Below are 12,147 nucleotides of genomic sequence, written 5' to 3'. Positions count from 1 at the left end.
TATCCGCAAGCAACTGGAGTACTTCCCTACCTTGCGAGCGGCGATGGAGTATGTTCTGAGTTTAGTGTCCTAACCAACCTAGCGGTTGCTATAATACTTGTACTAATGCGGCAATCAGTCCGGTTACTAATACCACTAATCCTAGAAGTGTTAACGACATGGAACCTAGTATTTACACTTGTGTACCCTTTAACTTAGCTTAGAGGATTTTTGAAGACGTGTGGCAAAATAATTTGTCATTGCCCATAAGATATTCTGGATGTCAACGTTAATTATCAAAAGGGCGTAATTGCTTGTAAATGCAGGGTTTTTTCTAACTGCGGATGCTCGAAGCGAAGTTCTCTGGCGTGTAGATGTAACCGATTAGTAACTGCACAGCATCCATAAAGGCGATCGCCTAAAATAGTTACCCCAAGTCCTCGCCCATCAGCTGCATGAACCCTCAATTGATGAGTGCGTCCAGTTAGCGGCGTAAATTCTACGCGGGTGTAGTCTTCTTCTCTCGCCATTATTTGGAAATGTGTCAAGCTAGGTTTACCATGCTGCCAATCAACTTTTTGATTAGGGCGATTTTCCGGATCTCCCCACAATGGCAGTTCAATTGTACCTTGCTCAACTGTCACAGCACCGGAAAGGATGGCTTCATAAACCTTGTAAACCTGGCGTTGCTGAAACTGCTGGCTGAGTTGCCGATGGGTTTGACGATCGCGCGCCAACAACAAAATACCAGAAGTTTCCTGATCTAGGCGATGCACAGATGCAAGGCTTATGCCATGCGGTAATAGATGACGTAAGCGACTCAAAACACTATCTTGGCGATCGCGATAACGACCAGGTACCGAAAGTAACCCAGCAGGCTTGTTTACAGCAATCAGCCATTCGTCTTCATAAATAATCGGGATCTCTGCTTTGGTAGGGGAAAGTGGGCTAATTGTGTATACATCCCTGTTTGGGATTGAAATAGGTTTTAAGCCTGAAAGCAAAAACCCCATTAATGGCTGACATCGCTCGGCACATGCTCCATAAAATTCTCCCTGAATTTTATCCTGATTTACAGAAGACGCACCCCACCAAAATTCCGCCATTGCCAGTGGTTTGAGATTATGTGTTGCCGCATAATGGAGCAGCTTTGGGGCACAACAGTCTCCTGTGCCAGTAGGGAAGCCTCCTGGCATCAATTCCTGCAATGATCGCGATCGCCCGGAAAAATTAGTCAGGCTGTATGTAGCGTGCATCTGAGCTTGTAATTGACAAGACAGTGCTTTACGCTGTTGTTTCAGTTCGCTAATTCGCGCATCTGTCGCTGCAATTAACTGTTGAAGAGGCTGTAATACTTCATTTTGCTGGCGTTTAAGTTGTCGTCGCTCAATTCCCTGCTGACGACTCTCTTCGTCGAGTTGTTCAAGAGTAAGTGGATCGCAGATTTGCTGACGTTTTTCCTGTCGTTGATGTTTGCAATGGCGATGACGATCGCTCATTGCTTGCAATTGCTGCTCAAATTCATTAAATAGGGTTTGGTACTGCTGGCGTTCGCTCAGTTGCTTCAAGGTAAGAATTTCTTGCTTAATCGCGTCCAACTGTGCCAAAGTGCGCGCTTCCTCTAAAGCAACCTCGTCTCTTCCTGGAATTGGTGGCACCCAATCCTCAACCACACTGCAACCATTCAAAAGACCGGAAAAGGCTTTGAGTACCCGTTGTTCGCCATTAGGCAGTTCAACCAATAGTATTCCATACATCTTGCCTTCACGAGAATAACAATCATTGTTGGCAAGCTGTTGCATTAGTCCGTGGGCGATCGCTTCAGCCATTGAGGTGCGGGGTAGTTTTAGGCGATCGCCACTTTGGAGACAACGCCCTTCATAGTAATAACTAGGAGATGAGTTGCTGATAGCATTGCAGTCAATGAAATCTGAAAGCGAACGTATAATTACCATAAAATATACGGCGTTGCTGAGTTAAAATATGAATTTGCCTTATACACAGACTTTCCAAGACATAGGCGCTTAGTTAGTAGGGGCGCACCAATACTTTTCGGATAAGAATGGTAGGTTGAGTTGAGCGCTGGCGAAACCCAACGAACGGTTGATAATGTTGGGTTTCGTTCCTCAACCCAACCTACTAAACTGTATTGCCGTTTAACCGAAAAGTATTGAGGGGCGCATGGGCTTTGCGCTTAAGTTTGATCATCTCACGCGGCTCCACCGTTTACACGGATGTTTTGCCCAGTGATCCACCTAGCTTCGTCGCTAGCCAGAAATGCTACTACGTCGGCGATTTCTTGCACCTCTCCCAGTTTGCCAAAAGCAGCCATTTGGGCTACACGGTCTATATGCTCTTGTGTTTTGCCTTCTCGAAACAATTCTGTATCGGTGGCTCCAGGAGAAATAACATTAACTGCGATCGCCTTTGCACCCAATTCTTTAGCTAGTACCCGCGTGATTTGTTCAACAGCACCCTTGGTTCCTACATAGGCACTATAAGTTGGCAGCATCATCACCGTAGTTGATGAGGAAAAGTTGATAATCCGTCCCCCTTCTGCCATGTGATGCGCGGCTTGTTGGCAAGCAAAAAAAGTACCTTTGACATTAGTGGCAAAAATTTTGTCGAAATCTTCTTCTGTCACCTGAGTAATTGGTTTATAAAAGATGATTCCGGCATTATTGACCAAAATATCGACTTTACCAAAACGTTCAAGTGTTTGCTCAAATAACCGTTGGATGTCGGGTACTTTGCTAACATCAGCTTGGATAGCGATCGCCTGTACTCCCAACTTTTCAATTTCTGTAACAACTTCCTGTGCTTTACCTGCATTACGCGCATAGTTAACGACAACAGATGCGCCGTTACCTGCTAATTTTAGTGCGATCGCTCGTCCGATTCCCCGCGATGCACCAGTGATAATTGCAACTTTTCCAGCTATTGATGCCATAGATTAATCTGATTTTATTTTGGTGATCCAAAGTGATTATCTGCTGTTAAAGTACTGTATCAAGGTTAAATTTAGCGATCGCCTAACAATTGGATCTTAAATTAGGCAGGCAGGCTCCTGGTTATAAAGCTGTTCAGAAAGCTCTCAATCGCTTTACAGGTATTTATTAGGTAAATAGACCACACGGTAGGGGCACAGCATTGCTGTGCCCTTACGACAGATGTGGTTCAAATACTTGAATTCTGCTGTAATTAAGATTCTGGAACGATCGCAACACCATCCCTGAGATTGAGCAGCCCTGAGATAATAACTTGATCTTCTGGCTGTAATCCTTCAATAACTTGGTAATTATTATCTCTGATCTCGCCTAGCTTCACTCGCCTTTGCCGAGCTACTTGTTGGGATACACCTTGGGGAGATTTTTCGGTTTCAACTACATAAACAAAAGTGTCCCCAGCGATACGAGTCATTGCTGTTGTGGGAATTAAAACTCCGGGGCGCTGATTCCAGAACACTCTAGCCCTTACCAATTGATCTGCACGTAGCTGACCGTTAGGGTTGTTAAAAAGTGCTTTGATCAGTATCCCTTGTGTTTGATTACTGGCATTAGGTGCAATAAAAAATACCCTACTTCTACCAAGCTTCTCACCTTGTGTGTTCATGACCTCCACTGGCATTCCCTTACGCAATAGGGCCCCTTGCTGTAGTGGCACAGAGATATTAACTTCTAAAGGTCGATTTTGGGTGATATTAACTAATTGTGTGGAAGTGTTAACTAAATCACCTACTTTCACGGCGATGTTGCCAACTGTGCCACCAAAGGGAGTGGTAATTTTGTCGGACTGGAATGGGACTTGTTGGTTTGGAATATTTACATTAGCTTGCTGCAAGGCTTTTTCAGCCTGCAATATGTTGGAGCGTTGTGCTTGAATCCTGGAATCAATTGCATCAAGACTAGTCTTAGCAGCGGTGAGCCGATCAGCAAACTGATTGCGAGTCTGTCGAGACACGGCTCCTTCTTGAGCTAGGGTGACAAACTTTTCGTAGTTCTGCTGGTACAATTGCAGATTCGCAACGTAGGATGGTCGTTGTGCTTCCAGAGATTTGAGTGTAGCGCGGGCATTTTCCAGTTGCACTAAAAATGCTTGAGGTACAGCATTGCTGCCAGTGACACCTGCTTGTGGAGTAGGATCTACTTGGATAATTGCCGCTCCTTGGATGACTGGATCTCCCAATTTGACAAATATCTGGGTAACTTGGCCTTGAACCCTCGGCTGGAGCGTGACTGAGCGCTGGGATTTTAGGCTAGCAATAAAATCTGAACTTTCCTCAATTATGCCGCTTTGTACTGTCGATATTTTGACTCTTACCCCTTGAGGTTGAGCATTAGCAGTTGAAGGTGCTGAATTTTGCGGAGTGAGTAAACGCCAAACTATAGCTGTTCCGCCCCCTAATAATAGTAGTGCAGGTAAAAATAACCAAAGCCACCGCCGTTGTCCAGAAGGTGGCTCAAATGGGGTTTGTGGAGGTTTGTCTCCAAAATCATTTTGAGGCTCAGGGGATGTCATGGCTGATGAGAAACTTAAGGAAGAAATTAACTAGATTCAATCAAAATTGCATCTGTTGATATTGAAATTACTGATTTAGCATGAGGTTTTGTGGCAAATTATGTGTTCCCCCATCCAAATATACAGTTTTGATAATCCTGTCTAAATCTACCGAAAGGTGAATCCCTAATTTTGCACCCAGTTATCATGGACAACGTTTGGTAATGCTGGCATACCCATCCTCACAGCGATCGCTGCAACAGTGGTATGGTAGTGGCGAGGTGACTTGCTCTTGAATTGGCGAGGTAGATGGCTTTAGCTCAAATGTCCAGATAGTAAGGCTCCTAAAAACTTTTTGGTTTACTGAATCTTGGAATAATGTAAATTTTTATTTTACGAGCGCATAATAACACATGAAAATATTAAATAGGTTTTTAATAAGTTGATTCTTTTCAAAGATTAATTTATTATTCACCATTCTCCAAAAGGTTGATTTTACGATTTTTCTAAAAATTTAGAGTTTATCAAATATGCAATTTAAAACTATCGCAACAAATTTAAGAAAATTTAATCGGAAGGCTACACTCCTAGCAGTTGGAATAGCAGTTTCTATAGGATTACCTGCATTAGCGGGTGTTTTATGGACTCCAGGAAAAAGTGGAACTTTACCTCGTAATGCTCTTGTAGGTGGCAGTCAGAATGGAACTAAACTGTATGTTTGTCAAGCTATACATGATGGTGAGTATACACCTGGAAAAATGGCAGCACCAAGTTATAAATATTGCTACATCCCATGGGGAGGTAAAGAATATAGCTACACAAAATATCGTGTACTAACAGGAAATAACTGGAAATGGATAAATTTTTCGGGTAAGTTGCCTAATGATCGAGTTTGGGGGGGCAATGAAGATAATGGTAAAAACACATTATATGTTTGCAGAGCCATCCTTTCTACGGGATATGCACCTGGGAAATACTATCCACCAAATAAAATCTGCTATGTTTCATACAAAGGACTAGAGTACCAATATAAAAGCTATTTCCAAATTCTAACTGCAAACTAAACTGGTACTTGGCAACTTTTGGTGAAGATAGAAAGAAATGGCATGAGCGGATCGTCAAAAAGGTCAACTCCAAAGCTCATGCCAGCAAGAATCGTCGGCTCAGTAAGGCTATTCCAGTCCCTACCATACATTTAAGGACTGTAAAATCCGTGAATGCTGTACGCTACAAACTAGCTGCGTATTTGTAGGTGAGAAGTCAGTAAATATGATTTTTTATAGCTTGTGAGAAATTCGGGTTTGGTTCAACTAACTGTAATAACTATTCCCACACTCTCATTCGCCAATCTGTTCACCGCACACACGGCATAGGTTCCCGCTAGTTGAACGGTAGCGAAGGTTGTGCCAGCAGACAAAATTCGTTGAATTGTCCAAGTATCGCCAGTTTGCCGATAAAGTGTCCAAGAACGAACTGGCTGATTATCACCAGGCTGCCAACTCAGTTTGCGGTTATTCACTTGTAATCCAATCGGTGGAGAAGGTGGTGTTGTATCCTGCCAAGACAAAGTTGGAGGTAGCGCAGGTTTGTTATAAAGCAGACTTTGGAATTTATCAGCAATGCCCTGACTATTTTCCCTCAAAACAGCGAGATTAAAGAAGATATTCCCCAGTGACAACTGTCCAGCTTGGCCGCGGCTAATTTTCACCTGCTTTTCAATCTCATCACTCTCCCGACTTTTGTTGCTTGGTTCTGTCAAATTATTACCAGCGTAAACGTGTCTTTGCTTTGTATTTACCTGTGTCCACCACTTTAGCAACGCAAAATAACTTTGTTGTGGTTGATCTGTGCGCCAATAAAGTTGAGGCGCAATATAATCAATCCAGCCTTCTTCTAACCATTTCTTCGAGTCAGCATACAGCACATTGTAAGCATCCAACCCAGTAATCCCAGCAGGTTGTCCGGGGCGATAAATCCCAAAGGGACTAATACCAAATTTAACGTCGGGTTTGGTTGTTTTAATTCCCTGCCAGAGGCGTTGTACCATTTTGTTAACGTTGTCCCGTCGCCAGTCGCCAAGGTTGAGTGTACCACCAGCTGCTTTATATGCAGCGTAGGTTTTGTTATCAGGAAAAGACTGTCCCTCGATGGGATATGGATAGAAATAATCATCTAAGTGAATGCCATCAACATCGTAGCGCTTCACTACGTCGATAATTACGTTGTAAGCTCTGTCTTGAACTATTTTCAGTCCTGGATCCATCCAGCGTTGAGTTTTCCACAAATAAACGCTTTCTGGATTGGTAACTGCTATGTGAGGACGAACTGTTTTGGCTGGGTCGGTGGAAGTGCTAGCGCGGTAGGGGTTAAACCAAGCATGAAGTTCAATATTGCGCTTATGACATTCTGCGATCGCAAACGCTAAAGGATCATAAAATGGTTCTGGTGCTTGACCTTGAGTTCCTGTAATCCAAGCACTCCAAGGCTCTAATTTCGATTCATATAAGGCGTCTCCCTCTGGTCGCACCTGAAAGATGAGGGCATTGAAATTTAGCGCTTGTAATTTACTAATAATCTCGCTGAGTTCAGCTTTTTGTTGGGCAACAGAAAGTCCGGCTTTGGAAGGCCAATCACCATTCCACACAGATACTACCCACGCCCCCCGGAATTCTCGACTATGATTTATCCTAACGCTACCGACAGGTGTGGGTGTGGGTGTGGGTGTGGGTATTGGTGTTGGCGTTGGTGTTGGCGTTGGCGTTGGTGTCGGTGTTGGTGTCGGTGTTGGTGTCGGCGTTGGTGTGGGTATTGGTATCGGTATTGGCGGCTGCACTAGGTAACTAGAGGGAATTTTTTCTGCTTCACCTAAATACACCAAAGCTTGATAAATAATTACTGCCACATCTGCACGGGTGGCTGCGAGATTGGGATTGAGTAATTTCACATTTGGGAAACTAACCACCAATCCAGCGCTGGTGGCAATAGCTATGTGATTTCTACCATACCCAGGAATCTGAACAGAATCTTGATAAATTTCTGGGAGTGCTGAGAGGAGGTCAGGTTTTACCTTGGTGGCAATTTCTAAGCCTGCTACCAAGGAAACTAAGACTTCTACTCTAGTAATTCGGTTAGCAAAACGGAAACTTTTATCAGAAAACCCACTAAGAAATGCTTTTTCATAAGCTGCTTGAATGGCGGCTGCTGCCCAATAATTAGTAGGTACATCAACAAAGGGGATATACTGCCGCTTCTTGGTAACTGTGGGAAATGCCTTAGCGATGATGGCGGCAAATTCAGCACGAGTGAGTGAGTTATCGGGGCGATATGTGCCATTAGGTGACCCACTGACAATACCACGTTGGGCTAAGGCTGTAATAAATAAGCGTGCCCAATGGTTTTGAATATCCGAGAAGGGAGTAGTAATAGATACCATTGTTGATTGCAGCTAGCTGGCCTGGATTTTGATTTCCTTAGTTAATTTAGCAATATCAGAGCGATCGCTGCTGCAATGTCTTATAAACTTTGAACTATTGAAGATTGGGCATGGGGTACTGGTAATTGCTATTCCCTATTCCCCATTCCCCATTTAGTAACTACAGTTTTACGTTAAACAGTAACGTTTTTAATGCACTGGAACGCATTAACATTGCATCGGCACGCATTAACAATGTAGCCGACGCATTAACATTGTGTCCCGATACATTGGCATTGTATCGGGACACATTAACAATGTAGCTGACGCATTGGCATTGTATCGAAATGCATTAACATTGTATCGGGCTGCATTAACATTGCAACGGATTGCAAAATTTAATTCACTACAAATTAAAGAAATGCTGTATTAAGTGGCTTTTGCAGTTTGATCAGGAGGATTCAAGTTAGAACGCGCATTCAATGATAGCATCACGCGTGAAATGCCAGTGAAAATAATGCTGACACCAACTAATGTCCCAAGAAGCCAGGGCGCATCGAAGGGCCACTGGAACCAAATCATTGCCCCTAAAACCAGCGTAATAATGCCATCACCTAGTACCCATGTCCAGTTCTCTTGCGGACGTAACCGAAATGCCAGAATTAACTCGAATGTGCCTTCAGTCAGCAAAAAGGTGCCAAGCAACAGAGTTATTGTGAGAACACCCGTATAAGGATAAACAAACAGCATTATGCCGGCTGCAATATAGAGTGCGCTCAATAGAAGTTTCCAAATAAAACCTCCTCTGTGACGGGTTTGAGTGGCATAAACTAGTTTTGTAAATCCTACGGAAATCAAAATCAGCGCAGTCCAAGTCTCGGCGAATATGGTCGAGAGACTAGGCACTGCGATCGCAATAACTCCCAAAATACTCAGAAGAACACCAGTTATCAGTGACCCATTAAAATCCTTGTTAAGATTTTTAGGAGCATCGGTTGTCATACAAATCTTTTCCCTATTTTTAGACTCAACTCTACATTTAGATTAGGGAATTTATAAGTAACAGGGTATGAACCCTAAGATAGACTCATCAGTATTAACTTAATCCTGATCATGACTAAACTTTACGACTATTGAAGCCCCAAACCAGTGATATGATGACAACTAACTACAGCAATCCTAAATCATTCGTGAAAAGTTAGATCCCCGACTTCTATGAGAAGTCGGGGATCTGGACACTGCAAAATAAATCTAAGTGTCATAGGTGCGTTCTGGCGTTAGGCTAACGCACCGCAATAGATCATAAAAACTGTGCGTTAGCCAAGGGTATAACACACCCTATGACTATTGCACCATGTCACTCCACTACGTTTATTTCAAAAATCAAATATGAGTCATATATATTTTCTCTAAGTAGCCCTCATAAGAGTTCTGCAAGATTGCTTAGGCGTTCATAAACAGCAATCAGATGGTCTCCTTCAAGTTCAACAGAAGTATTTGGATAATTCTGAATCGCTCCAAGCAGTGTAACTTCACCACTTTGTTTAATAGATGCACTTAAAGCACTTCGCAAGGCCTGCTGATCTAGTTGTCCTGTGGGAGGGTGAACTACCTCACCAATTTGGTCAACCAAAATCGGTCCAGCCCAGCTAGACAATAAATTATTTAAAAAGGCAGGATCGGCTTTTATTGGGGCTTTCAATGCCTTACGAGCTACTGCGGGGTCTTGTTTAGCCGCCTCCAAATAAGCTCTTAACGTCGGGGTAGTCTTGCCAGTTTCTGTAAACTGACTTAATTCTTGAACAGATATTTGCCCCTGAAAAGTACCATACTTTAAAACAACTTGCTCGGCAGCATTAGCATTAGTACTTAAAAGTAGAACAATAGCACCTACGCCTAAAGCTACAGTCTGAGTCAGTAACTTAGTAAATTTCCTACTGTTTAATCGATTGAAAAGTTGATAAATCTGCATTTTGTCGAATTTTATAATGGTGCGGAGCGTACACGGGCACAGAATGCCCAAGCGTTATATTATTTCACAAACTTACCGCTAAGGATAGATGCTTAAAGGCATACATCTGTATGCCCCACAGCCAATTTATTTGTTACAAAGATTTTTGAAAATGGTGTTATTGTAGAAAGTTTTCATCAGGGGAAACTGCACGAGGTAGTATTGACTGCTGCTCATCTAAGGTTGGTGCAGTTATGCCCAAATGCTTCCTTGCAGATTCTTCAGCTAGCTTTCGGTCTTGCTCGTTCTCGAACTGACTCTCATCTAACAAATGAGGGTTTTTTGCCGCTTGATCTCGACTTGGCTGAGAGCCATTTTTCCACCTATACTTCCAGTCCATAATTTGAAAGGTAGATATACTGCAATTTGATTTCCTAGTTCTTCATAGTAGGTGCTTAATGGAACATTAGACTCCTGCTATAGGTTGAAGAGGCTCATTCCGAGGGAACAAATTTAGTGATCGCAAATATAATAACTCTTGTCAGGATGTGCGTAGGCGTAGCCCGTCGTAAACATCGCTGCTGCAATATCTTATAAACTTTCACTATTGAAGCTTTGCTACTTATGGCGTGTGTAAGATATATGTAGGCGATCGTTTATGCAGCTTATGCTTAACATAGCAGGTCAACTCTCTTTAGAAGAATTTCTGGCTCTACCCGAAGGAGATGTATACTATGAGCTTGTCAATGGTCAGGCAATCCCTCCATTGTAAGGGCGCAAGGCCAATTGCCTGTCCTGGATTGGGTACAGGAATCGGACGAGTGCCATATACTGAAGCTGCTAGACAGATGGCATTAGCCTACAATCATTTTCTATATCCACCCAAGCATCTCAATTGTATAGTTGCGGCACAAAGACAACTTCAGATATGGGAAGGAGGAGATTTACTCTAGGAAAATAGAAATCACCCTAGCATAGTATTGTGTTAAGGCGATCGCTACTCTCAATTCTATGACTGGTAAACGCTTTTATCACATTGGCTTTGGGCAAGATGATTTGGGTTCATTGCCTCCCAGCATTGCTCTCTTATCTGGCGATCCGGAACGATCGCGTTTAATTGCTCAAACTTATTTGCAGGATTTGCGCTTGTTATCAGAGAATCGCGGACTCAATAGCTATGTGGGATACTTACCAAATGGTCGCCCCATCTTATCTGCTACTAGTGGTATGGGTGCGCCTTCATTAAGTATTGTAGTCAATGAGTTAATACAAGTAGGAATCCGGCAAATTATTCGCATAGGAACTTGTGGTTCCATTCAACCCGATGTAACCGTTGGTAGCGTTGTTATTAGCAGTGCAGCATTGTGTCGCCAGGGTGCAGCAAATGACATTGCACCTGTGGAGTATCCAGCCGCAGCTGATCCGTTTCTCACAGTCGCCTTAGTTAAAGCTGCACGAGAATTAGAGGTTGAATATCACGTAGGAATTACGGCATCAGTTGATACTTTTTACGAAGGACAAGAACGCATTGATTCAGCTAATCCAAATTTAATGCGATCGCTGCATGGCATCACAGAAGAATATCGGCGCTTGAATATCTTAAATTATGAGATGGAATGCGGCACACTATTTAAAATGGCAGGAGTGTATAATTTTGCAGCAGCAGCTATTTCTGGTGTAGTAGCTGGACGTACTGTTAGTGAAAATATCATCTTAGAACAAAAGGATATTGCTGTTAAAAATGCGATCGCAACTGCTGTACATGCAGCAACAACCTTTGAGTAAGCTAATTAATATTTACTTGATAAATATAGCGGTTCTCGTTTGCATGAAGTAGATTTTTCAACCTTACTCCCTACCCCTCTCCAAAGCATCAAAGAGAGGAGTGTTTGCGTGCCTCAAATGTGGGGTGAGGTTGTGACTGTATTGCACCGAAGTGAGAACCACTATCAACTCTCAGTAGTTTTATGGAGTCTTTACCTAATCTTTAATTTCTTAATTAGTAATTATAGCTAATATATATTGAGAAAAATATAATTTAATTTGATAAAAATAAATGAAAAAAGTAGAATATCTCCACAAATAATTATGAATTATAAATTCTTTATAAGTGTCCTGAGAATATCCACGTTAGCGAGAATATTTATAATAATTTTTTAAATTATTATAAATATTTTAGATATTAATAAACATTTCAAATTTTTAAAAATAATATAATACGCCTTATGTGAGTGAGAAGGGGTAGCAAAAAAGAAAGGGAAACCACAAGATAAAGGTAACGAAACCAAAGCTTGAGGTCTCCCAATGA

General features: G+C 42.4%; 11 protein-coding genes. 4 read left to right on the top strand and 7 right to left on the bottom strand.

The annotated features are described in order from the left end of the window. Nucleotides 1–275: 275 nt before the first annotated feature. From V7K21_RS02750 to V7K21_RS02740, 3 genes are all read right to left on the bottom strand, one after another. Nucleotides 276–1,934 (bottom strand): pseudouridine synthase, encoded by a 1,659-nt coding sequence (locus tag V7K21_RS02750; protein ID WP_335171299.1) that lies wholly within the window; start codon nucleotides 1,932–1,934, stop codon nucleotides 276–278. A 254-nt stretch (nucleotides 1,935–2,188) separates the two neighbouring features. Then, entirely contained in the window at nucleotides 2,189–2,929 is a 741-nt protein-coding gene (locus V7K21_RS02745) for an SDR family oxidoreductase (RefSeq protein WP_335171297.1), read from the bottom strand. Between the two features lie 251 nt (nucleotides 2,930–3,180). Then, entirely contained in the window at nucleotides 3,181–4,497 is a 1,317-nt protein-coding gene (locus V7K21_RS02740) for an efflux RND transporter periplasmic adaptor subunit (RefSeq protein WP_335171295.1), read from the bottom strand. Between the two features lie 509 nt (nucleotides 4,498–5,006). Here V7K21_RS02740 and V7K21_RS02735 point away from each other — a divergent pair. Beyond that, nucleotides 5,007–5,540, top strand: a complete 534-nt coding sequence (locus tag V7K21_RS02735) for a DUF3421 domain-containing protein (protein ID WP_335171293.1) — start codon at nucleotides 5,007–5,009, stop codon at nucleotides 5,538–5,540. Between the two features lie 242 nt (nucleotides 5,541–5,782). Here the strand turns inward: V7K21_RS02735 and V7K21_RS02730 are convergent, their stop codons facing one another. Further along, nucleotides 5,783–7,909, bottom strand: coding sequence for a glycoside hydrolase family 10 protein (locus V7K21_RS02730; RefSeq protein ID WP_335171291.1), 2,127 nt, complete (start codon nucleotides 7,907–7,909; stop codon nucleotides 5,783–5,785). Nucleotides 7,910–8,165: 256 nt separating this feature from the next. On the opposite strand from V7K21_RS02730, the gene V7K21_RS02725 reads away from it, so the two are divergent. Beyond that, nucleotides 8,166–8,321, top strand: a complete 156-nt coding sequence (locus V7K21_RS02725) for a hypothetical protein (protein ID WP_335171289.1) — start codon at nucleotides 8,166–8,168, stop codon at nucleotides 8,319–8,321. On the opposite strand, the gene V7K21_RS02720 is transcribed toward V7K21_RS02725, so the two are convergent. The 3 genes from V7K21_RS02720 to V7K21_RS02710 form a co-directional block, all read right to left on the bottom strand. Then, nucleotides 8,318–8,890: an HdeD family acid-resistance protein gene (locus tag V7K21_RS02720; RefSeq protein WP_335171287.1), complete on the bottom strand. Its 573-nt coding sequence runs from the start codon at nucleotides 8,888–8,890 to the stop codon at nucleotides 8,318–8,320. The two genes, V7K21_RS02725 and V7K21_RS02720, sit on opposite strands and share 4 nt — an antisense overlap. A 418-nt stretch (nucleotides 8,891–9,308) precedes the next feature. After that, a complete protein-coding gene (locus V7K21_RS02715) occupies nucleotides 9,309–9,860 on the bottom strand; it encodes an alpha/beta hydrolase (RefSeq protein ID WP_335171285.1) in 552 nt (183 codons plus the stop codon). 157 nt (nucleotides 9,861–10,017) lie between these two features. Then, complete coding sequence (locus V7K21_RS02710; protein ID WP_335171283.1) at nucleotides 10,018–10,239, bottom strand: bromodomain-containing protein; 222 nt, start codon at nucleotides 10,237–10,239, stop codon at nucleotides 10,018–10,020. 334 nt (nucleotides 10,240–10,573) lie between these two features. On the opposite strand from V7K21_RS02710, the gene V7K21_RS02705 reads away from it, so the two are divergent. Continuing rightward, nucleotides 10,574–10,792, top strand: coding sequence for a hypothetical protein (locus tag V7K21_RS02705; protein WP_335171282.1), 219 nt, complete (start codon nucleotides 10,574–10,576; stop codon nucleotides 10,790–10,792). A gap of 58 nt (nucleotides 10,793–10,850) precedes the next feature. Continuing rightward, nucleotides 10,851–11,624 (top strand): nucleoside phosphorylase, encoded by a 774-nt coding sequence (locus tag V7K21_RS02700; RefSeq protein WP_335171281.1) that lies wholly within the window; start codon nucleotides 10,851–10,853, stop codon nucleotides 11,622–11,624. The last annotated feature ends 523 nt before the right edge of the window (nucleotides 11,625–12,147 follow it).

The sequence above is a fragment of the Nostoc sp. genome, from assembly GCF_036919595.1.
GTDB lineage: Bacteria > Cyanobacteriota > Cyanobacteriia > Cyanobacteriales > Nostocaceae > Nostoc.
The sequence above is the reverse complement of the archived record's forward strand: the minus strand, read 5'-3'. Positions and strand labels throughout refer to the sequence as shown.